This is a genomic window from Streptomyces sp. NPDC020192 (assembly GCF_044388685.1).
Classification (GTDB): Bacteria; Actinomycetota; Actinomycetes; order Streptomycetales; family Streptomycetaceae; genus Streptomyces.
Genome location: NZ_JBIRXG010000004.1, coordinates 1 through 21,964 on the forward strand (window position 1 = coordinate 1; position 21,964 = coordinate 21,964).

The 21,964-nt window shown below is 72.9% G+C and carries 18 protein-coding genes and 1 rRNA gene; 14 read left to right on the forward strand and 5 right to left on the reverse strand.

From position 1 onward, the window contains the following. Together rrf and ACH47Z_RS09550 are read left to right on the forward strand one after the other, a co-directional pair. Positions 1-93, forward strand: a 5S ribosomal RNA gene (gene rrf / locus ACH47Z_RS09545); the annotation flags it as partial. 1,235 nt (positions 94-1,328) lie between these two features. After that, on the forward strand, positions 1,329-2,144 hold the full coding sequence (locus ACH47Z_RS09550; RefSeq protein WP_399073029.1) for a hypothetical protein: 816 nt from the start codon (positions 1,329-1,331) through the stop codon (positions 2,142-2,144). 64 nt (positions 2,145-2,208) lie between these two features. Here the strand turns inward: ACH47Z_RS09550 and ACH47Z_RS09555 are convergent, their stop codons facing one another. Continuing rightward, a complete protein-coding gene (locus ACH47Z_RS09555) occupies positions 2,209-3,492 on the reverse strand; it encodes a DUF1015 domain-containing protein (RefSeq protein ID WP_399072357.1) in 1,284 nt (427 codons plus the stop codon). Positions 3,493-3,565: 73 nt separating this feature from the next. On the opposite strand from ACH47Z_RS09555, the gene ACH47Z_RS09560 reads away from it, so the two are divergent. The 4 genes from ACH47Z_RS09560 to ACH47Z_RS09575 all read left to right on the forward strand — a co-directional run bounded on the left by ACH47Z_RS09560 (position 3,566) and on the right by ACH47Z_RS09575 (position 7,608). After that, entirely contained in the window at positions 3,566-4,594 is a 1,029-nt protein-coding gene (locus ACH47Z_RS09560; RefSeq protein ID WP_399072359.1) for an HAD hydrolase-like protein, read from the forward strand. Between the two features lie 67 nt (positions 4,595-4,661). Beyond that, positions 4,662-5,705: a FecCD family ABC transporter permease gene (locus ACH47Z_RS09565; protein ID WP_399072361.1), complete on the forward strand. Its 1,044-nt coding sequence runs from the start codon at positions 4,662-4,664 to the stop codon at positions 5,703-5,705. After that, positions 5,702-6,772, forward strand: a complete 1,071-nt coding sequence (locus ACH47Z_RS09570) for a FecCD family ABC transporter permease (RefSeq protein ID WP_399072363.1) — start codon at positions 5,702-5,704, stop codon at positions 6,770-6,772. The genes ACH47Z_RS09565 and ACH47Z_RS09570 overlap by 4 nt, the downstream gene beginning before the upstream one ends. Next, a complete protein-coding gene (locus tag ACH47Z_RS09575; RefSeq protein ID WP_399072365.1) occupies positions 6,769-7,608 on the forward strand; it encodes an ABC transporter ATP-binding protein in 840 nt (279 codons plus the stop codon). The genes ACH47Z_RS09570 and ACH47Z_RS09575 overlap by 4 nt, the downstream gene beginning before the upstream one ends. On the opposite strand, the gene ACH47Z_RS09580 is transcribed toward ACH47Z_RS09575, so the two are convergent. Continuing rightward, positions 7,592-7,939, reverse strand: coding sequence for a sterol-binding protein (locus ACH47Z_RS09580; protein ID WP_399072367.1), 348 nt, complete (start codon positions 7,937-7,939; stop codon positions 7,592-7,594). The genes ACH47Z_RS09575 and ACH47Z_RS09580 overlap by 17 nt on opposite strands. A 42-nt stretch (positions 7,940-7,981) precedes the next feature. Here ACH47Z_RS09580 and ACH47Z_RS09585 point away from each other — a divergent pair, with 42 nt between their 5' ends. The 6 genes from ACH47Z_RS09585 (at position 7,982) to ACH47Z_RS09610 (ending at position 14,020) form a co-directional block, all read left to right on the forward strand. Beyond that, positions 7,982-8,269 carry a hypothetical protein gene (locus ACH47Z_RS09585; RefSeq protein WP_399072369.1) on the forward strand — a complete coding sequence of 96 codons (288 nt, stop codon included), beginning with the start codon at positions 7,982-7,984 and terminating at the stop codon, positions 8,267-8,269. A gap of 57 nt (positions 8,270-8,326) precedes the next feature. Next, entirely contained in the window at positions 8,327-9,142 is an 816-nt protein-coding gene (locus ACH47Z_RS09590) for a TlyA family RNA methyltransferase (protein ID WP_399072371.1), read from the forward strand. After that, the gene (locus ACH47Z_RS09595) at positions 9,139-10,044 is read left to right on the forward strand and encodes an NAD kinase (protein ID WP_399072373.1); all 906 of its coding nucleotides are present in this window, start codon (positions 9,139-9,141) and stop codon (positions 10,042-10,044) included. Before ACH47Z_RS09590 ends, ACH47Z_RS09595 begins: the two co-directional genes overlap by 4 nt. A 39-nt stretch (positions 10,045-10,083) precedes the next feature. Next, a complete protein-coding gene (gene recN, locus ACH47Z_RS09600) occupies positions 10,084-11,826 on the forward strand; it encodes a DNA repair protein RecN (protein WP_399072375.1) in 1,743 nt (580 codons plus the stop codon). Positions 11,827-11,845: 19 nt separating this feature from the next. After that, complete coding sequence (locus ACH47Z_RS09605; protein ID WP_399072377.1) at positions 11,846-12,592, forward strand: hypothetical protein; 747 nt, start codon at positions 11,846-11,848, stop codon at positions 12,590-12,592. A gap of 291 nt (positions 12,593-12,883) precedes the next feature. Then, entirely contained in the window at positions 12,884-14,020 is a 1,137-nt protein-coding gene (locus tag ACH47Z_RS09610) for a glycosyltransferase family 4 protein (protein ID WP_399072379.1), read from the forward strand. Here ACH47Z_RS09610 and ACH47Z_RS09615 read toward each other — a convergent pair. Genes ACH47Z_RS09615 through ACH47Z_RS09625 form a run of 3 tightly spaced genes read right to left on the reverse strand, consistent with a single transcriptional unit; the run spans position 14,017 to position 18,919 of the window. Next, positions 14,017-15,663, reverse strand: a complete 1,647-nt coding sequence (locus ACH47Z_RS09615) for a PucR family transcriptional regulator (protein ID WP_399072381.1) — start codon at positions 15,661-15,663, stop codon at positions 14,017-14,019. The two genes, ACH47Z_RS09610 and ACH47Z_RS09615, sit on opposite strands and share 4 nt — an antisense overlap. Positions 15,664-15,708: 45 nt before the next feature. Further along, the gene (locus tag ACH47Z_RS09620; RefSeq protein WP_399072383.1) at positions 15,709-17,067 is read right to left on the reverse strand and encodes an FAD-binding oxidoreductase; all 1,359 of its coding nucleotides are present in this window, start codon (positions 17,065-17,067) and stop codon (positions 15,709-15,711) included. Positions 17,068-17,116: 49 nt separating this feature from the next. After that, positions 17,117-18,919, reverse strand: a complete 1,803-nt coding sequence (locus ACH47Z_RS09625) for a glycoside hydrolase family 15 protein (RefSeq protein ID WP_399073030.1) — start codon at positions 18,917-18,919, stop codon at positions 17,117-17,119. Between the two features lie 596 nt (positions 18,920-19,515). On the opposite strand from ACH47Z_RS09625, the gene ACH47Z_RS09630 reads away from it, so the two are divergent. Together ACH47Z_RS09630 and ACH47Z_RS09635 are read left to right on the forward strand one after the other, a co-directional pair. Beyond that, positions 19,516-21,165: a CTP synthase gene (locus tag ACH47Z_RS09630; protein ID WP_399072385.1), complete on the forward strand. Its 1,650-nt coding sequence runs from the start codon at positions 19,516-19,518 to the stop codon at positions 21,163-21,165. A gap of 83 nt (positions 21,166-21,248) precedes the next feature. Then, positions 21,249-21,875 carry an NUDIX domain-containing protein gene (locus ACH47Z_RS09635; RefSeq protein WP_399072387.1) on the forward strand — a complete coding sequence of 209 codons (627 nt, stop codon included), beginning with the start codon at positions 21,249-21,251 and terminating at the stop codon, positions 21,873-21,875. The last annotated feature ends 89 nt before the right edge of the window (positions 21,876-21,964 follow it).

Consider the following 21,964-nt stretch of genomic DNA (forward strand, 5'->3'; position numbering starts at 1 on the left):
ACGCCCGGTTACATTCCGAACCCGGAAGCTAAGCCTCACAGCGCCGATGGTACTGCAGGGGGGACCCTGTGGGAGAGTAGGACGCCGCCGAACAATCTTTGGAGGACCCCTGGTCCCAGCGTTCAGCTGGGACCAGGGGTCCTTTTGTTTTTACAATGCTTGCGGTACCGAAGACAGGAGTCACCATGTCCACCAACTCTCCCGACGAGCGACCGGAGCGCGACCAGCGGCGACGGGACAGTGGTGACCGGGGTGACCGCGGCGGCTACCGCGGCGACCGTGGCGACCGTCCGGCCTTCCGCCGTGACGACGACCGTCGTGGCGGTGACCGCGGTGACCGCGGTGGCTACGGCCGGCGCGACGACAGCCGTGGCGGTGGCTACGGTCGCCGTGACGACCGGCGCGATGACCGTCGTGGTGGTTACGGCGAGCGCGGTGACCGTGGTGACCGTGGTGGTTTTGGCGGTCGTAGGGATGACCGTCGTGAGGGTGACCGGGGTTCGCGTCCGGCGTTCCAGCGGGACGACCGTGACCGTGGGCCGCGTCGCGACGACCGCCGTGACGACCGCGGTTTCCGGCGTGACGACCGGCGTGACGACCGTGGCGGCGACCGCCCCGCCTTCCGCCGCGACGATGACCGTCGTGGCGGTGACCGCGGTGGCTACGGCCGGCGCGACGACAGCCGTGGCGGTGGCTACGGCGATCGCGGTGGCTTCCGTCGCGAGGACGACCGTGGTGGCTACGGGCGCCGTGACGACCGGCGCGACGATCGTCGTGGTGGTTACGGCGAGCGCGGTGACCACCGCGGCGACCGTGGTGACCGTGGTGGTTTTGGCGGTCGTAGGGATGACCGTCGTGAGGGTGACCGGGGTTCGCGTCCGGCGTTCCAGCGGGACGACCGTGACCGTGGGCCGCGTCGCGACGACCGCCGCGACGACCGGGGCTTCCGGCGTGACGACCGGCGTGACGACCGTGGCGGCGACCGCCCCGCCTTCCGCCGCGACGACGACCGCCCGGCCTACCGTCGCGAGGACGACCGTGGTGGCTACGGGCGCCGCGATGACCGGCGGGACGACCGGCGGGACGACCGGCGCGGTGAGGACCGTGGTGGATACGGTCGGCGCGAGGACAGCCGTGGTGAGCGCGGCGGGTTCCGGGGCCGGGACGAGCGCGGTGCCCGTGGGCCCCGGCGCGACGACCGCGGTGGGCGGCCCGGTGGCTTCCGGCGGGACGACCGGCGCGGTGAGGACCGGCGCGACGACCGCCGTGGCGGTGGCCGCTTCCGTGACGAGCGTGACCGTGACCGCGACCGCGAGCCGATCAAGCGGCTGCCGATCCCCGAGGACGTCACCGGCGACGAGATCGACAAGGACGTCCGGCAGGAGCTGCAGAGCCTGCCCAAGACGCTCGCGGACGACGTCGCCAAGAACCTGGTGATGGTCGCGCGGCTCATCGACGAGGACCCCGAGGGCGCGTACGGCTACTCCAAGGTGGCCCTGCGCCTGGCGTCCCGCGTGGCTGCCGTACGCGAGGCCGCGGGCTTCGCCGCGTACGCCAACCAGAAGTACAGCGAGGCCCTCGCCGAGTTCCGGGCCGCGCGCCGGATGACCGGCACCGTGGACCTGTGGCCGGTGATGGCCGACTGCGAGCGTGGGCTCGGGCGGCCGGAGAAGGCGCTGGACATGGCCGGTGCCCCGGAGGTGCACAAGCTGGACAAGGCCGGTCAGGTCGAGATGCGGCTGGTCGCGGCCGGTGCCCGGCGTGACATGGGTCAGCTGGACGCGGCCATCGTGACCCTGCAGAGCCCCGAGCTGGCCTCCAGCTCGGTCCAGCCGTGGACCGCGCGCCTGCGCTACGCGTACGCCGACGCCCTGCTGGCCGCCGGCCGGGAAGGCGAGGCGCGGGACTGGTTCGCCAAGGCCGTCGAGGCCGACCGGGACGGCAGCACGGACGCCTCGGACCGGCTCGCCGAGCTGGACGGCGTGGAGTTCGTCGACGCCCTCGACGAGAGCGAGAGCGAGAGCGGGACCGAGGGCGGGACCGAGGGCGACAGCGCCGGCGACCGCGAGTCCGTGCAGGCCTCCGAGGAGGACGGCGGCAAGGACGACACCGAGGACGAGACCAAGGACGACGACAAGGACTGAGGTCCGTCACTGAGAAGAGGGCAGGCTCCCCACGGAGCCTGCCCTCTTCTCGTATGCCGTCGGCTCAGATCTCCAGTGCCCGCAGCACCAGCCCCGACGCCGGCTTGGGGCCGAACGACGTCGACTTGCGGGGCATGGTCACGCCCAGGCGGGCCAGGTCGCGTACGACCTCCTCGCGGACGGGGTGCATCAGGACGGCCGTACCGCCGTCGCGTTCCGCCTTGGCGACCGTCGCGGTGGTGTCGTGGATGTAGGCGATGTGGGCGGGCGAGTCCTCGGGGATGTGCCAGACGTGGTCGAGGAGCGTGGCGTGCAGGACCGTGGCGTCCAGGGAGCGCCAGGCGGCCGGGCGGTCGCCCGGGATCGTGCGGGCCAACAGGTCCGGGTCCGGGTGGTCGAGGAGGTGGAAGGCGCCGTCGCCGGCCAGCAGGAAGGCGTTGCCCGTGCAGGTCGCGTCCGCGAGCACCTCCAGGGCCTCGGCCAGGGGTACGTCCAGGCGTCGTACCCGGAACAGGCCCTCCACCGCGGCCAGCGCGTCCGCGACCGGCAGGCGGCGCAGCAGGCGGTGGATGGCGCGGACGCGCAGCGGGTAGCGGGCGGTGTCGACGAGGAGGACCAGGCCGTAGTCCCAGGGGCTGGGGGAGGGTTGTTCCGCACGGAGCAGCCGGTAGGTGGCCCAGCGGTGGTGGCCGTCGGCGATCAGGGCCTGGTGCTGGGCGAGGTCGGTCTGGATGCGGGTCAGGTCGGCCGGGTCGGTGACCGCCCACAGGCGGTGGTGGAAGCCGTCCTCGGTGGTCGTGGAGAGCAGCGGGGGCTTCTCCGCCGTGCGCTCGACGACCTCGGCGGTGGTGCCGTTGCCGCGGTAGGTCAGCAGCAGTGGTTCGAGGTTCGCGCGCGTGGCGCGCATCAGGGCCGCGCGGTCGGCGACCACGGGCGGCATGACGTCCTCGTGCGGCAGCACCACGCCGTCCGCCGGCTCCGAGATCCGCAGCGCGCCGATGACGCCGCGCTGGAGCATGCCGCCGCCGTCCCGCTGCTCGTAGACGTACAGGCCGGGCTCGGGGTCCGCGGTGAGGATGCCCTCGGCGAGCCAGCGGCGCAGGGTGTCGGCCGCCTGCTCGGTGCGGGCGCTCGGGGTGCTGGCCTCGGGCAGGATCAGCCGGACGATGTTGTGCGGGTCGGCGGACTGGAGGTGGTGCACCCCGTCGGGCCGTACGACGACGTCGTACGGCGGGGAGGTGACGGAGGCGAGGCTGCCGACCCGGTCGGGGTCGTAGCGAAGGCCTCGGAACGGGGTGAGTTCCAGGCCTCGGCGCGCCGTTGCTTCCGAGTGACCTGCAGTGTTCATCCCGGCATCGTACGTGTGTCAGTGGCGTGCGGGATGATCGGGGGAAAGACGGTCGAACGAGGAGCGATGTGGAATGAGCCAGGCGGTCAGGACGACGCCCGAGGGCAGTGGGCAGCCCCTGAGCGAGGCGTACGACACGGCGCTGCTCGATCTGGACGGGGTGGTGTACGCGGGCGGGAACGCGATCGCGCACGCGGTCGACTCGCTGGCGGTGGCGCGTGCGGGCGGGATGCATCTGGCGTACGTCACGAACAACGCGCTGCGGCCTCCGGACACGGTGGCGGAGCATCTGACGGAGCTGGGTATACCGACGGGCGCTGATGACGTCATCACCTCCGCGCAGGCGGTCGCGCGGCTGATCAGCGAGCAGGTGCCGGCGGGGGCGCGGGTGCTGGTGATCGGCGGCGAGGGGCTGCGGGTGGCGCTGCGCGAGCGGGGGCTCACGCCCGTGGAGTCGGCGGACGACGATCCGGCGGCGGTCGCGCAGGGGTACGGCGGTCCCGACCTGACCTGGGGACGGTTCGCGGAGGCGTCGTACGCGGTGGCGCGCGGGGTGCCGTGGTTCGCGTCCAACACGGATCTGACGATTCCGAGCGGGCGGGGCATCGCGCCGGGCAACGGGGCGGCCGTGGAGGTCGTGCGGATCGCGACGGGCAAGGAGCCGCAGGTGGCGGGCAAGCCGCTGCCGCCGATGCACAAGGAGACGATTATCCGCACCGGTGCGAAGCGGCCGCTGGTGGTCGGGGACCGGCTGGACACGGACATCGAGGGGGCGTTCCACGGCGGGGTCGACTCGCTGCTCGTCCTGACCGGCGTCACCGACGGCGCCCAGCTCCTGGCCGCGCCGCCCCAGCACCGGCCGACGTACGTGGACGCCGATCTGCGCGGCCTGCTCACCGGGCAGCCGGAGGTCGTCGAGGAGGGTGACGGTTTCCGCTGCGGCGGCTTCAGGGCGACGCCCGGCACGGAGCGCCTGGACCTGGAGGGCGACGGCGAGCCGCTGGACGGACTGCGCGCGCTGTGCGCGGCGGCCTGGACGGCGGCCGGGGAGGGCACTTGCACGCTGGACGGGGGGAAGGCACTGGCGCGCCTCGGACTGTGACGAGCGTTCCGGGGGCCGACGGTTCGCGGGGATCGAGATCGAGGCGAGGGTAGGCTAACCTAACCTCGTGTTGGTCGACAGTCCTCCGGAACAGTGCGCGCAGACCGCTCCCGCGCCCCCAACCCGCCGGGCGGTACGGGCCCTTGGGCTCGTGCTCTCCGTCGCGATACTCGTGCTCGTCGCCCTGGCGAGCATCGCGATCGGGGCGAAAGCGCTGACGCCGGACCAGGTCTGGCACGGGCTGTTCCATGACACGGGGACGTACGGCGATGTCGTCGTGGACGAGCGGATCTCGCGCACGGTTCTCGGTCTGCTGGCCGGTGCCGCGTTCGGGCTGTCCGGGGCCGTGCTCCAGGCGCTCACCCGTAATCCGCTGGCCGACCCGGGGCTGCTCGGCATCAACGCCGGCGCCTCGGCCGCCGTCGTCACCGCCATCACCTATTTCGGCGTCACCAGCCTCACCGGCTATGTGTGGTTCGCCTTCCTCGGTGCGGCGGCGGTCGGCGCGCTGGTGTGGTTCCTCGGCGGCAGCCGCGGCGCCACCCCGGTGCGGCTCGCGCTCGCCGGTACGGCCATCAGCGCGGCCCTGTACGGATATCTCCAGGCCGTGATGATCATGGACGACGCGGCGCTGGGCAAGATGCGCTTCTGGACGGTGGGTTCGCTGGCCTCGGCCACCGACTCGACCATCCTGCAGGTGCTGCCGTTCCTCGCGGCCGGCACGCTGCTCGCTCTCGCGCTGGCCCGGCCGCTGAACGCCGTGGCGATGGGCGACGACACCGCCCGTGCCCTCGGCGCCAACCTGGGCCGCACCCGCGCCCTGGCCATGCTGGCCGCCACCGTGCTGTGCGGTGCCGCGACCGCCGCCTGCGGTCCCATCGTCTTCGTCGGCCTGATGGTGCCGCACGTCGTGCGCTCCTTCACCGGCCCCGACCTGCGCTGGATCCTGCCGTACGCCACGGTCCTGTCGCCCGTGCTGCTGCTCGGCGCCGACGTCATCGGCCGGGTCGTGGCCCGGCCGTCGGAACTCCAGGTCGGCATCGTCACCGCGATCGTCGGCGGCCCGGTCTTCATCTTTCTCGTACGACGGCGGAGGACGGCCCAGCTGTGAAGACCCACTCCAGGAGCCGGTCCACGAGCAGGTCCACGATCCGTGCCGTGCGTACTCCCGGTGGGCTCTCCCTCCGCCTGGATCCACGTGCCCTGATCGTCGTCGTCCTGCTGCTCGTCGCCGCCTGTGCCGCGGGCGTCGCGCTGATCGGCACCGGCGACGCGAGGATCCCGGCGGCCGACGTGCTGCGGACCCTCGCCGGGAACGGCACCGCCTACCAGGACTTCATCGTCAACGAGCTGCGGCTGCCGCGGGTCCTGGTCGGTCTGCTGGTCGGTGCCTCGCTCGGCCTCGGCGGCGCCCTGTTCCAGTCCGTCTCCCGTAATCCGCTGGGCAGTCCGGACGTCCTCGGTCTGTCGCAGGGTTCGACGGCCGGCGCGCTGGTCGTCATCGTGCTGATGTCCGGCACCTCCGCGCAGGTCACTTTCGGCGCCCTGACCGGCGGCCTGGTGACCGGACTCGCCATCTATCTGCTCGCCTGGAAGCAGGGTGTGCACGGATACCGGCTGGTCCTGGTCGGTATCGGTGTCTCCGCGATCGCGACCGCGGTCAACGGCTATCTGCTCACCAAGGCCGACCTGGTCGACGCGGCCCGCGCGGTCGTGTGGATGACCGGTTCGCTGGGCGGCCGTGACTGGGACCAGGTCTGGCCGCTGCTCGCGCTGTGTGCCGTCCTCGTCCCGGTCGTCCTCGCCCACGCGCGCGGCCTGAGGATGATGGAGATGGGCGACGACGTCGCGAACGCCCTCGGGGTGCGCGTGCAGCGCGTCCGGCTGGTGCTGATGGTCTCCAGCGTGCTGCTCACGGCCGCCGCCACGGCCGCCGCCGGCCCCGTCAGCTTCGTCGCGCTCACCGCGCCGCAGCTCGCCCGGCGCCTGACCCGCTCGCCGGGCCCGAACCTCGTGCCCTCCCTGTGCATGGGCGCCGCCCTGCTGGTCGGCGCCGACTGGGCCTCGCAGCGCCTGTTCGGCGCCGACCAACTGCCCGTCGGCGTGGTCACGGGCGTCCTCGGCGGCGGCTATCTGCTGTGGCTGCTGGTCACCGAGCGCAGGGCGGGCCGGATATGAGCGGCACCGACACCCACACGACGAGGAGCACTGTGAACCGCCTGTCCGCCGAGAACGTCACCCTCGCCTACGACCAGCGCGTCATCGCCGAGCAGCTGTCGGTGGAGATCCCCGACAACTCCTTCACGGTGATCGTCGGCCCGAACGCGTGCGGCAAGTCGACGCTGCTGCGGGCGCTGTCGCGGATGCTCAGGCCCAGCGAGGGCCGGGTGCTGCTCGACGGCCAGGTCATCCAGTCGATGCCCGCGAAGAAGGTCGCCCGCACCCTCGGCCTGCTGCCGCAGTCGTCCGTCGCGCCCGACGGCATCACCGTCGCCGACCTCGTCGGCCGCGGCCGCTACCCGCACCAGGGTCTGCTGCGCCAGTGGTCGGCGCAGGACGAGCGGGTCGTACAGGAGTCCATGCGGCAGACCGGGGTCGACGGGCTGGCCGACCGGTACGTCGACGAGCTGTCCGGCGGGCAGCGCCAGCGGGTGTGGATCGCCATGGCGCTGGCCCAGCAGACCCCGCTGCTGCTCCTGGACGAGCCGACCACCTACCTCGACATCCAGCACCAGATCGACGTCCTCGACCTGTGCGCCGAACTGCACGAGGAGCAGGGGCGGACGCTGGTGGCCGTACTGCACGACCTCAACCACGCGGCCCGCTACGCCACCCACCTGATCGCCCTGCGCGGCGGTGAGGTCATCGCCGAGGGCGCTCCGAACGACATCGTCACGGCAGAGCTGGTCGAGGAGGTCTTCGGGCTGCGCTGCCAGATCATCGACGACCCGGAGACGGGCACCCCGCTGGTCGTACCGGCAGCCCGCAAGGCCAGGGTCACAGCAGCTTCCTGAGCCGGAACAGGTCCAGCAGGCTTGCCTCCAGCCGCACCCGGCCCCTGCCCCAGGCGGTCGCGAAGTTCAGCTCGCCGTCCACCAGGTCCACCAGGTCGTCCCCGGCCATGGCGAGCCTGATCTGCGCCTTCTCCCGAGGCGGCCCGGGGTGGGTGTCGTCCACCTCGATCCGGCCGCCGGTCATCCGGCCGACGAAGGTGACGTCCAGGTCGGTGATGTGGCAGCTCACCGAGCGGTCCAGGACGGCGGCCGCCCGGACGTCGCCCTCGGCGCCCTGCATGTTGTCCGAAAGCTTTCCCAGTGCGGCGCGGCACTCCTCGATCGTGGCCATCGCCCCCGACGGTACCCCAGCGGTTCGCGGTAGCGTCGGGGCATGAGCGACTCGGTTCCGGAGACGGAGATCCCAGCGGAGGCGCGGGAAGCGGCGGAGGCGTACGACCCGGCCGCGCCCGCCCCCCTGAACGTCCCGCGCACCCCCACCGGCAACGTCGAGGTCGACGCCCAGCTCGACCGGCTCGCCGACACCGACCACCTCGCCACCGACGGACACGTCGAGGTGTACGAGGATGTACATCGGGGGCTGCGCGACGCGCTCACCGCGCTCGACGCCCGCCCGGGACCTCCGGTTCCCACCCGTCACCCGACCGCCGCCCCTCAATGAGACCCTTCGGGTCACACCTTTTGAACGGCCGTAACAAGAGCAGGAGCTGAACCGAACGTGGCAGGAGTCGCACGCCGCCGTCTGGACGCGGAGCTGGTCCGCCGGAAGCTCGCGCGCTCGCGCGAGCACGCCGGCCAGCTGATCGCCGCCGGGCGGGTCACCGTCGGCAAGACCGTGGCGACCAAGCCGGCCACGCAGGTGGAGACGGCCGCGGCGATCGTCGTCCAGACCGACGACAGCGACCCCGACTACGTCTCCCGAGGCGGGCACAAGCTCGCCGGCGCGCTCGAGGCGTTCGTCCCGCAGGGGCTCGTGGTGGAGGGCCGGCGGGCGCTGGACGCCGGCGCGTCCACCGGCGGCTTCACCGACGTCCTGCTGCGCGCGGGCGCCGCCCATGTCGTCGCCGTGGACGTCGGATACGGACAGCTCGCCTGGTCTCTGCAGAACGATGAACGCGTCACCGTCAAGGACCGTACGAACGTAAGGGAGTTGACGCTCGAGGCGATCGATGGGGAACCTGTGGATCTTGTCGTGGGCGATCTGTCCTTCATCCCGCTCGGGCTGGTGCTGCCGGCCCTCAAGCGGTGTGTGAAGCCGGACGCCGACCTTGTGATGATGGTCAAGCCGCAGTTCGAAGTGGGGAAGGAACGGCTCGGCAGCGGGGGTGTCGTACGGAGTCCGCAGCTGCGGGCGGAAGCCGTGCTGGGAGTGGCCGAGAAGGCCTGGGAACTGGGGCTCGGGGTGCGTGGTGTCACCGCGAGTCCGCTGCCCGGGCCCTCGGGCAATGTCGAGTACTTTCTCTGGCTGCGGTCCGGGGCTCCCCGCCTGGACCCGGCCGACGTCGACCGTGCAGTGGCGGAGGGGCCGCGTTGACACAGAACCTGGCGCGTACTGTTTTCCTGCTCGCCCACACCGGGCGGCCCGCGGCGATCCGCAGTGCGGAACTCGTCGTCAAGGGGCTGCTCCGGCATGGCATCGGGGTGCGGGTGCTGGAGGAGGAGGCGCGCGACCTGCCGTTGCCCGAGGAGGTCGGGCTGGTCAAGGAGGCGACGCCGGACTGCCTCGACGGGTGCGAGCTGCTGATCGTCCTCGGCGGTGACGGCACGCTGCTGCGGGGCGCCGAGTTCGCCCGGGCGTCCGGGGTGCCGATGCTCGGCGTCAACCTCGGACGGGTGGGATTCCTCGCGGAGGCCGAGCGCGACGACCTCGATCGGGTGGTCGACCGGGTGGTGGCGCGGTCGTACGAGGTCGAGGAGCGGATGACCGTCGACGTCGTGGTGCACCGCAACGGCGACATCGTGCACACCGACTGGGCGCTGAACGAGGCCGCCGTGCAGAAGGCCGGCGCTGAGAAGCTGCTCGAGGTCGTGCTGGAGATCGACGGGCGGCCGGTGACGGGGTTCGGGTGCGACGGGGTGGTGCTGTCGACCCCGACCGGGTCCACCGCGTACGCGTTCTCCGCCGGCGGGCCCGTGGTGTGGCCCGAGGTGGAGGCGCTGCTGATGGTGCCGATCAGCGCGCACGCGCTGTTCGCCAAGCCGCTGGTGACCTCGCCGGATTCGGTGCTCGCCGTGGAGGTTCTGCCGCACATTCCGCCGGGCGTGCTGTGGTGCGACGGGCGGCGCACGGTCGAGTTGCCGCCGGGGGCGCGGGTGGAGGTGCGGCGGGGGGCCGTGCCGGTGCGGCTGGCCCGCCTGCATCACTCCTCGTTCACGGATCGGCTGGTCGCGAAGTTCGCGTTGCCGACCACCGGGTGGCGGGGAGCGCCTCACTAGAAAGAGCGGCCTGTGTGCACTCCCCGCCCCGGACCTCGTATGGTCTGTTCCGTGTTGGAGGAGATGCGGATACGGTCGCTCGGGGTCATCGACGACGCGGTCGTCGAGCTGTCGCCCGGGTTCACCGCCGTCACCGGTGAGACGGGTGCGGGCAAGACCATGGTGGTCACCAGCCTGGGGCTGCTGCTCGGCGGGCGGGCGGATCCGGCGCTCGTGCGGATCGGGGCCGGGAAGGCGGTCGTGGAGGGGCGGATCACCGTCCCCACGGGCGCCCCGGTCGTCGTACGGGCCGAGGAGGCCGGCGCCGAGCTCGACGACGGGGCGCTGCTGATCAGCCGTACCGTTTCCGCCGAGGGCCGCTCGCGGGCGCACGTGGGCGGGCGCAGCGTGCCCGTCGGGCTGCTCGCCGAGCTGGCCGACGAGCTGGTGGCCGTGCACGGGCAGACCGACCAGCAGGGGCTGCTGAAGCTGTCCCGGCAGCGGCAGGCGCTGGACCGGTACGCGGGGGACGCTGTCGCCGTACCGCTGGCGAAGTACGCCGAGGCCTACCGGCGGCTGCGGGCCGTCTCCGCCGAGCTGGAGGAGATCACCACGCGCGCGCGTGAGCGGGCGCAGGAAGCCGACATGCTGCGGTACGGGCTCGACGAGATCGCCGGTGTCGAGCCGCGGGCCGGGGAGGACGTCGAGCTGGCCGAGGAGGCCGAGCGGCTGGGGCACGCCGAGGCGCTGTCGTCCGCCGCGACGGCCGCGCACGCCGGTCTCGCGGGCAATCCCGAGGACCCCGAGGGGATCGACGCCTCGACCCTCGTCGCGGGCGCGCACCGGGCCCTGGAGGCCGTGCGCGCGCACGACCCGTCGCTGGCCGCGATGGCCGACCGGATCGGGGAGATCGGGATCCTGCTCGGGGACGTCGCCGGCGAGCTGGCGGGGTACGCCGACGATCTCGACGCCGACCCGCTGCGGCTGGCGGCGGTGGAGGAGCGCCGGGCCGCGCTGACGGCGTTGACGCGCAAGTACGGCGAGGACATCGACGCGGTGCTGGCCTGGGCCGAGCGGAGCGCCGCGCGGCTGACCGAGCTGGACGGCGACGACGAGCGGATCGGGGAGCTGACCGCCGAGCGGGACGCGCTCCGCACCGGACTGGGCGGTCTCGCACAGGCGTTGACGGACGCGCGGACGGAGGCGGCCGAGCGGTTCGCCGCCGCCGTGACCGCCGAGCTGGCCTCGCTGGCGATGCCCCACGCACGCGTGTCCTTCGACATCCGGCAGACCGAGGACCCCGACGGCGTCGAGGTCGGCGGCCGGCCGGTCGCCTACGGGCCGGCGGGCGCCGACGAGGTCGAGCTGCTCCTCGCCCCGCACCCCGGTGCCCCGCCGCGGCCCATCGCCAAGGGTGCCTCCGGCGGTGAGCTGTCCCGCGTGATGCTGGCGGTGGAGGTCGTCTTCGCGGGCACGGATCCGGTCCCGACGTACCTCTTCGACGAGGTCGACGCCGGTGTCGGCGGCAAGGCCGCGGTCGAGATCGGGCGGCGGCTGGCGAAGCTCGCCAAGTCCGCGCAGGTCGTCGTGGTCACCCACCTGCCCCAGGTCGCCGCCTTCGCCGACCGGCAGCTGCTGGTCGAGAAGACGAACGACGGGTCCGTCACCCGGTCCGGCGTGAAGGTCCTGGAGGGCGAGGAGCGGATCCGCGAGCTGTCCCGCATGCTGGCCGGCCAGGAGGACTCGGAGACGGCCCGCGCCCACGCCGAGGAACTGCTGGCGACGGCCCGGGCGGATCTCTGACGGGACGTAGGGTGACGGGATGACCGGCACCCGAACGTCCCGCTCCTTCCTGCTGTCCGCCGCGCTCACCCGGGCGGGTTTCGCGCTGCTGCGTGCCAACCCGCCCGGGGGGCCCGCGCGGTGGGAGCGGAAGAACCACGCCGGGCGGACCGTCGGGCTGTACGCCGGGCCCGCCTCGGCGCTGGGTACGGCCGTCGCCGCCGCGCGGGTGCATCCCGGGGCGGGGCTCGCCGTGCTGGCCGCCGGGGTGTGCGGGGCGTACGACGATGCCGCGGGCGATCAGCGGCGCGGCTGGCGGGCGCATCTCGGTGCGCTGCGGGACGGCGAAGTCACCAGCGGGGCCGTGAAGTTGTTCGGGATCTCGGCCGCCGGGCTGGTCGCCGGTGCGCTGATGAAGGAGCGGGCGCCGGACAAGCTTCTCGCCGGTGTGGTGATCGCCGGCGCCGCGCACTTCGTCAATCTCGTCGACGTACGGCCCGGGCGGGCCGTCGGTGCGGTGCTCGCCCTCGGGGCGCCGGGACTGCTGCGCTCCGGGCCCGGGGCCGGGCTGTCGGCCGCCGCGATGGGTGGTGCGGCGGCCGTCCTCCCCGACGATCTGGGGGAGCGCGGGATGCTCGGGGACACGGGGGCGCACGCCCTTGGCGCCGCGCTGGGGGCGGCCGTCGTGGCGGGCAACCGGCGCGCGGGGCTGTTCGCGCACGCCGTCGCGCTCGTGGCAGCCGCCGCGTACGGGGACCGGGTGACCGGGTGGGCGCGCTCGCTGTGACCGGCTGACCTCGATGGACTAGTCGTACGAGGGTCGGCCGTACCGGGGTTTTTCTCACCCGTGTGGGTGACGTGCTCCGGCGCATTGCCCCGGCCCGCCGCACTGTGCGCCCGCCCGGGTTGCCCGCAACGGCCGCACATCCTGGCATGCTTGACGGGGAACGTCGGCGGGCGGCGGCCCGGATCGGCCCACGCGGGAGGCGCGCGGGGTACGTCCTTCCGCCCCCTTGCGCCCGCTACCTTCGGTACGTTTCCTCGTGACCGCCCACGTCGAATCAGGAGCCCCGGCCCCGTGAGCCCCCTGAGCAGCAACGCGCCGCACGGCCAGTCGCCGATGCGCACCGTGCAGGTGCTGGGCGGAGGCAACGCCGGCAGCAGCGCGCATGTGCGCTCCCTGGCCGAGGGGCTCGTCGCGCGGGGCGTGCGGGTCACGGTGTGCGCCCCCGTCGAGGCCGACCGCGCCTACGACTTCACCGGCGTCGGCGCCGAGCACGTGCACGTGCCGCGCAGCAGCGACCCCGTCTCGGTGGCCGCGCTCCGGGCGGCCTGCGCGGGCGCCGACCTGGTGCACGCCCACGGGCTGCACGCCTCCTTCCGGTCCGTGCTCGCGCTCAGCGGCCGGCACACCCCGCTGGTGGTCACCTGGCACGACCGGGCCCGGGCGGAGGGACCGCGGGCGCACATGCTGCGGCTGCTGGAGCGGCGCGTGGTGCGCACCGCGGCCGTGGTCCTCGGCACCAGCCCCGACCTGGTGGCCCGGGCCCGCCGGACGGGGGCGCGGGACGCCCGGCTGGCCGCCGTCGGCCTGCCCGGACAGCGGCAGCCCGTCGACCGCGACGACCCCGACCGGCTGCGTGCCAAGATCCGGGCCGAACTCGGTGCCACCGGACGCCCGTTGCTCATCGCGGTCGGCTCCCTCGACCGGCACCGCGGCTACGACGTCCTGCTCGACGCCGCCCGCGCCTGGCGGGAGCTGGACCCCGTCCCGCAGGTCGTGATCGCGGGGGAGGGGCCGCTGCGCCCGCACCTGGCGCGGCGGATCGAGGACGAGGAGCTGCCGGTACGGCTCATCGGCCGCCGCGAGGACGTGCCCGAGCTGCTCGCCGCCGCCGATCTGGCGCTGCTGACGAGCAGTTGGGAGTCGCGCTCCGTCCTCGCCCAGGAGGCGCTGTACGCGCGCGTGCCGCTCGTCGCGACCCGGGTCGGCGGCATCCCCGACCTCGTCGGCGACGCGGCCGCACTCGTCCCGTACGGCGACCCGGAGGCGCTCGCCGACACCGTCGTACGCCTCCTCGCCGATCCGGAACGCCGGCAGGAGCTGCGCGAGTCGGGGGTTCGGCAGGCCGCCAGCTGGCCGACGGAGGACGAGACCGTCGCCCAAGTGCTCAGCGTCTACGACGAGTTGACGCAGCCACGGCCGCTCGCCTAGGGGACGTGGCGGCGGGCGCGCAGGGCCAGGCTCAACGCCAGGACCGTCTGCGGGTCGTCGAGGTCGGTGCCGAGCAACTCGCCGATGCGGGCGAGGCGGTTGTAGAGGGTCTGCCGGTTCAGATGCAGCTCACGGGCCGTCTCCGCCTTGCGGCCGGCGTGCGCCAGATAGGTCTCCAGGGTCGGCAGCAGCGGCGGCCTGGAGCGGCGGTCGTGGTCGCGCAGCGGGCCGATCGCGCGGTCCACGAAGGCGGCGAGGTCCGGGTGGTCGCGCAGCCGCCACAGCAGCAGGTCGATGTCGAGGCGGCGGGCGTCGTACCAGGGGCGGTCGGTGAGCCCCTGTGCCGCCGTCGCCGTCTCTGCCGCGTGCCGCAGCCCCGCCGACGCGGCCGCCCAGCTGCCCGCCACGCCGACGACCACGACCGGCGACGGCGAGCCCGGCCGGCGCATCCCGGCCCGCTCCACGCCCGCCCTGAGCGCCGCCGCCACCCGGTCCGCGACCGCCGCGCGCTCCGGTTCCGCGCGCAGTCCGAGCAGCACCAGCACCCGGCCCTCCACCGGCCGTACGCCCAGCAGCACCGGCACCCCCACCGCGGCCAGCTCCTCGGACACCGCCCGCGCCAGCACCGCCCAGCCCCCGCCGGGGGAGAGGGTGTCGCCGATCCGCATCACCATGGGCAGCAGCGGGCTGTCGCCGGGCTTGAAGCCGAGCACCCGGGCCTGCGCCGGGGCGTCCTCCGCCGAGATACGGCCCTCGGCGAGATCGGTGAGGAAGTCACCGCGCCCGCGCGCCGCCAGCTCCTCCTCCTGCCGGGCCTGCATCAGCACCACGGCCAGGATGCCCGCGGCCCGCTCGGCGGCGATCCGGTGCACGGGCGCCAGCGGTGAGCGCACCGGCAGCAGGACGAGACGGGCCCGCACCGAGCCCGCCGTACCCGAGCCGCCGCCGGGCACGTCCACCAGCACCGAACCGGCGGGTGGCGGCGCGTCCTTGTGCGGGCCGCGCAGCCCCTCCCACACCTGGAGCGGATCCGCGCCCTCGGGCCCTTCCCCGGCGGCGTACAGCAGGCGGCCGTCGGCGGTCTCCAGGAACACCGGGTTGCCGCCGAAGTCCGCCAGGATGCCCAGCACCTGCGGCACCCCGCCGCCGCCCAGCAGGGCCTCGGTACAGCGCCGGTGCACCTCCTCGGCGCGCTGGAGCAGGGCGTAGTGGCCGTTGACGATCTCGGTGTGAATCTCCTCGGTCACCGTCACGAACGGCACCTCGCGGTGCAGCTGGACCAGCGGCAGCCCGGCGGCGCGGGCGGTGTCCACCAGGGCCGCGGGCAGCCGGGTGAAGCGCGGGCCCAGCTCAACCACCAGGGCGGCGATCCCGCGCTCGGCGAGGGTGCGCACGAACACCCGCTGCTCGGCCGGGCGGGTGCCGAGGCCGTAGCCCGTGGTGAGGAGCAGTTCGCCGCCCTTGAGCAGCGAGGCGATGTTCGGCACCTCGCCCGCGTGCACCCAGCGCACGGTCCGCCCCAGCCGGTCGGCGCCCGCCAGGATCTCCGGCAGTCCGCTGCGCAGGCCGGGCAGCTCGAGGGCCCGCTGAACGGTGATCCCGGCGCCCTGGGTGTCGAATCGGTGGTCCGTACGGCTGTCCATGCAGCGGACGCTACCTGCGGGAACGGCCCTCAGGACAGCTCCGGGTCAGACCGGTTCGATGGCGTGGTCGAAGCGGAAGACGTTGTCGGGGTCGTAGGCCCGTTTGACCTTCTCCAGGCGCAGCAGGTTCCCGGCGCCCAGGCCCGCCCGGACCCGCTCGGGGCCCTCGTCGCCGATGAGGTTGAGGCAGACGTCCCCGGTGCTCCAGGGCCGTACCTCGGCGCACGCGTCCCGCACCCAGGCCGTCGCCCGCCCGTCGTCGGCCGGGTCCGCCCAGCAGGCGAAGGGGTGCACCAGCCAGGCCGCGTCCCGGTACGGCACCGGGTACGCGCGGGGGCCGGTGGCGATCGCACCGCCCAGCGGGAAGAGGACGTGCCGGCTGCCGTTGGCCACCGGCAGGCCGTCCGCCCGTGCGCAGAAGAGGTCCACCAGGTCGTCGGGCAGGTCCGACAGACACTCGGCCGACCAGTGGTTCCTGAGACCGGCCGGGGCGTCCCCCGTGCACTGCACATCGGCGTACGGCAGGGTGCCGACGATCTCCGACTCGTGCGGCAGCGCCAGCAGCGGCTCGGCGAGCCCGCGCAGGCCGGTCTCACCGCCCGCGTACGTCAGCAGGACACCGCACAGCAGCCTGAACTCCGCCGGCGGACCGGTCAGGTACAGCACGGCGCCGCCCACCTCGTCCGGTCCGTCTCGGATGATCTCGCGGAAGGCGCGGACCACGGCCGGGCCGGACTCCGGCAGGCACAGCAGCAGCGCGACGGAGAACTCCGGCAGCTCGTGCAGCTCCAGGGTGAGCGCGGTGGCGATGCCGAAGTTGCCGCCCCCGCCGTGCAGCGCCCAGAACAGCTCGGGGTTCTCGTCGGCGTTGGCGTGCACCCGCTCGGCGTCGGCGGTCACCAGCTCCACCCCGATGAGGTTGTCGACGGCGAGCCCGAAGGCACGGTCCAGCCAGCCGGTGCCGCCGCCGAGGACGAAGCCGCCGACGCCGGTGGTCGAGGCCCGGGCACCGGTCGTCGCGAGGCCGTACGGCTGGGTGGCCCGGTCCAGGTCGCTCATCGTGGCCCCGCCCTCGACCCGGACCGCCTCCGCCGCCGGGTCGACGGTCACCCCGTGCATCCGGCGCAGGTCCACCACGAGCGCGCCGTCCACCCGGGCCCCCACGAGACCGTGCCCGGCGCCGCGCACCGCGATGTGCAGGTCCAGGTCGCGCGCGAAGCGCACGGCGCGGACGACGTCGGCGGCGTCCGCGCACTGGGCGATCACGGCCGGGCGCCGGTCGATCATCGCGTTGAAGACCGTACGAGCCTGGTCGTAGCCGGGGTCCTCCGGGGCGAACACGTCACCGGCCAGATCCGCACGGAGGGCGGCGAGGGCCGTGCGCGCCTTGGAGCGGGGAGCCATGGCAGCCCCCTTTCGGGCAGGGTGCCGCCTTCCAGCCTAGGCGGGCCGCTCAGCCGCCGTACGCCCCGGACGCCGTCAGCCGCAGCGCTGTGTCGATCAACGGCACGTGGCTGAAGGCCTGCGGGAAGTTGCCGACCTGGCGTTGCAGGCGCGGGTCCCACTCCTCGGCGAGCAGGCCGAGGTCGTTGCGCAGGTCGAGGAGTTTTTCGAAGAGCTTCCTCGCCTCGTCCACCCGGCCGATCATCGCCAGGTCGTCCGCCATCCAGAACGAGCAGGCGAGGAAGGCGCCCTCGTCGCCGGGCAGGCCGTCGACGCCCTCGTCCTCGCCCTCCGTCGGGTAGCGCAGGATGAACCCGTCCGGGGTGGACAGCTCGCGCTGGATCGCCTCGATCGTGCCGATGACCCGCTTGTCGTCCGGCGGCAGGAAGCCCATCTGCGGGATCAGCAGCAGCGAGGCGTCCAGCTCCTGGGAGCCGTAGTACTGCGTGAAGGTGTTGCGCTCCTTGTCGTAGCCCTTCTCGCACACCTCCCGGTGGATGTCCTCGCGCAGGTCCTTCCAGCGCTCCAGCGGGCCGTCCACGTCACCGGACTCGATCAGCTTGATCGTGCGGTCCACGGCCACCCAGGCCATCACCTTGGAGTGCACGAACTGCCGGCGCGGGCCGCGCACCTCCCAGATGCCTTCGTCCGGCTCCTGCCAGTGGTCCTCCAGGTAGCGGATCAGCTTCAGCTGGAGCAGGGAGGCGTAGTCGCTGCGGGCGAGCCCCGTCATGTGCGCCAGGTGCAGGGCCTCGGTGACCTCGCCGTACACGTCCAGCTGGAGCTGGTGCGCGGCGCCGTTGCCGACCCGGACCGGGGCGGAGTTCTCGTATCCCGGCAGCCAGTCCAGCTCGGCCTCGCCCAGCTCGCGCTCGCCGGCGATGCCGTACATGATCTGCAGGTTCTCCGGGTCGCCCGCGACCGCGCGCAGCAGCCACTCGCGCCAGGCGCGGGCCTCCTCGCGGTAGCCGGTGCGCAGGAGGGAGGACAGGGTGATCGCGGCGTCACGGAGCCAGGTGTAGCGGTAGTCCCAGTTGCGCACGCCCCCGATGTCCTCCGGCAGGGAGGTGGTCGGGGCCGCGACGATGCCGCCGGTGGGGGCGTACGTCAGCGCCTTCAGGGTGATCAGCGAGCGGATCACCGCTTCGCGGTACGGTCCGTGGTACGTACAGTGCTCCACCCACTCGCGCCAGAACTCCTCCGTCGCCTCCAGCGAGGCCTCCGGCTCCGGCAGCGGCGGCGGCTCCTTGTGCGAGGGCTGCCACGAGATGGTGAACGCGATCCGGTCACCCGGGGCGACCGTGAAGTCGGAGTACGTGGTCAGCGACTTTCCGTAGGTCTCGGCCTCCGTGTCGAACCACACCGAGTCCGGCCCGGCGACGGCCACCGTACGGCCCTCGTTCCTGTGCACCCAGGGCACGACCCGGCCGTAGGAGAACCGCATCCTGAGCGCCGAGCGCATCGGCACCCGGCCGGTGACGCCCTCCACGATCCGGATCAGCTGCGGCGCGCCGTCACGCGGAGGCATGAAGTCGGTCACCCGGACCGTGCCGCGCGGGGTGTCCCACTCCGACTCCAGGATCAGCGAGTCGCCGCGGTAGCTGCGCCGGGCGGCCGCCGGCGGCCGGCAGTCGGCCGCGTGCGCCGGGCCGAGCCGCCAGAAGCCGTGCTCTTCGGTGCCCAGCAGGCCGGCGAAGATGGCGTGCGAGTCGAAGCGGGGCAGGCACAGCCAGTCCACCGTGCCGTCCCGGCAGACCAGTGCGGCGGTCTGCATGTCTCCGATGAGTGCGTAGTCTTCGATGCGCCCGGCCACGTGCAACTCCAGTCGAACGGCCACGTCACACCCCCGCGCAGGGGGCTGTCGCTGATGCGGTCAAGGGGTCGTTGTTGTGCGTCGTTGAGCGGTGAAGCAAAGCAGTCCGCCGAGCCCTGAGGCAAAACGACAGTCCATGCTCAACGAACTGCCGCGCTCTCGTTGTTCCGGGGGATACCGGCGGGGGTGTGCCGTCGTTCCGGACGGGCTCGGCAGCGAATGTCCGAGCAGGATACGACGCACGTAGATGATCTGCGTGCCGCTCCGGGCAACCCGTGTGGGCCGAACGAGTGATCACCCGGTGATGACGATGTGACCGGCGTGTTTCTGTGGTGACACGTGTGGCGTGCGGGGTGGTGACCCGTGGAGTGCGACCGGTGCCGGCACCCGCGGTGTGCCCCGGTGTGTCCGTACGGGCGCGGAGCGTGGCCGTAAGCCATCTCGTCCGGGCGCTGATACCCTGGTAGCCCGTGGACCGGTGGGCCCCAAAGGAAGACAAACGGGTCCCCCGAACCGCAGCGACGGCACCCCCGAAGCTTTCGGGCCGACAGCCGCACCGCACGACAGACAGCGACCACGGGAGCCCCCTCTTGGCCATGCCGCCGAAATCTACGACGACCAAGCACATCTTCGTCACCGGGGGTGTCGCCTCCTCGCTCGGCAAGGGCCTCACCGCCTCCAGCCTGGGCATGCTGCTCAAGGCCCGCGGCCTGCGCGTCGTGATGCAGAAGCTGGATCCGTATCTGAACGTCGATCCGGGCACGATGAACCCCTTCCAGCACGGTGAGGTCTTCGTCACCAACGACGGCGCCGAGACCGACCTCGACATCGGACACTACGAGCGCTTCCTCGACCGTGACTTGGACGGCACCGCCAATGTCACTACAGGTCAGGTGTACTCAACGGTGATCGCCAAGGAGCGGCGCGGCGAGTACCTGGGCGACACCGTGCAGGTCATCCCGCACATCACCAACGAGATCAAGCACCGCATCCGGCGCATGGCCACCGACGAGGTGGATGTCGTCATCACCGAGGTCGGCGGTACGGTCGGCGACATCGAGTCGCTGCCCTTCCTGGAGACCGTCCGCCAGGTCCGCCACGAGGTCGGCCGGGACAACGTCTTCGTCGTGCACATCTCCCTGCTGCCGTACATCGGCCCGTCGGGCGAGCTGAAGACCAAGCCGACCCAGCACTCCGTGGCCGCGCTGCGCAACATCGGTATCCAGCCGGACGCCATCGTGCTGCGCTGCGACCGCGAGGTCCCCACCGCCATCAAGCGCAAGATCTCGCTGATGTGCGACGTGGACGAGGCCGCCGTGGTCGCGTGCCCCGACGCCCGCTCGATCTACGACATCCCGAAGACCGTGCACGGCGAGGGCCTGGACGCCTACGTCGTCCGCAAGCTGGACCTGCCGTTCCGCGACGTGGACTGGACGACCTGGGACGACCTGCTGGACCGCGTCCACAACCCCGACCACGAGATCACCCTCGCCCTGGTCGGCAAGTACATCGACCTGCCCGACGCCTACCTCTCGGTCACCGAGGCGCTGCGCGCGGGCGGCTTCGCCAACCGGGCCCGCGTGAAGATCAAGTGGGTCACCTCCGACGACTGCAAGACCCCGGCCGGCGCCAAGGCCCAGCTCGCCGACGTGGACGGCATCTGCATCCCCGGCGGCTTCGGCGACCGCGGTGTGCTCGGCAAGGTCGGCGCGATCCGCTACGCCCGCGAGAACAAGATCCCGCTGCTCGGCCTCTGCCTCGGCCTGCAGTGCATCGTGATCGAGGCCGCGCGCAACCTGGCCGACATCCCGGACGCCAACTCCACCGAGTTCGACCCGGCCACCGCCCACCCGGTCATCTCCACCATGGCCGAGCAGATGGACATCGTCGCCGGTGAGGGCGACATGGGCGGCACCATGCGGCTCGGCATGTACCCGGCCAAGCTCGCCGAGGGCTCGATCGTGCGCGAGGTCTACGACGGCAAGGAGTACGTCGAGGAGCGCCACCGCCACCGCTACGAGGTCAACAACACCTACCGCGCGGAGCTGGAGAAGAAGGCGGGCATCCTGTTCTCCGGCACGTCGCCCGACGGCAAGCTCGTCGAGTACGTCGAGTACGCCCGCGACGTGCACCCTTACCTGGTCGCCACCCAGGCGCACCCGGAGCTGCGCTCCCGCCCGACCCGCCCGCACCCGCTCTTCGCCGGGCTGGTGAAGGCCGCGGTCGAGCGGAAGATCGCGAAGTAACACAGGAGCTGTACGGTGGCCGGGGCGCGCGCGTTCAAGACGATCGTGCCCCGGCCGCTCGCGCATGTGGGGAAGGACAGGGCATGACGATCAAGGACACCGCCGAGGAGTGGGAGATCCGGGCGACGGAGACCCCTTTCGTGGGCAACAAGACCTCCGTGCGCACCGACGACGTGGTCATGCCCGACGGCTCGGTGGTCCGCCGTGACTACCAGGTCCACCCGGGCTCGGTCGCCGTCCTCGCCCTGGACGAGGAGGACCGGGTCCTGCTGATCAACCAGTACCGCCACCCGGTGCGGCACAAGCTCTGGGAGATCCCGGCCGGTCTGCTCGACGTCCCCGGCGAGAACCCGCTGCACGCGGCCCAGCGCGAGCTGTACGAGGAGGCGCACGTCAAGGCCGAGGACTGGCGGGTGCTGACCGACGTGTACACCACCCCCGGCGGCTGCGACGAGGCCGTACGGATCTTCCTCGCCCGCGAGCTGTCGGAGGCCGAGGGCGAGCGGTTCGAGGCCGAGCACGAGGAGACCGACATGGAGTACGCGCGCGTGCCGGTCGACGAGCTGGTGCGCCGCGTCCTGGCCGGTGACGTGCACAACAACTGCCTGGTCGTGGGCGTGCTCTCGCTGGTGGCGGCCCGCAGCGGGGACGGCCTCGACGCGCTGCGCCCGGCCGACGCGCCCTGGCCCGCGCGCCCCTTCAGCTCCTGAGCCCACCCGTACGGCCCACTGGTGTGACGATCGCCTGATCCGATCAGGCGACCTGTCCGCCGCGCTCCTCACGGAACGTCGCAGAGCGT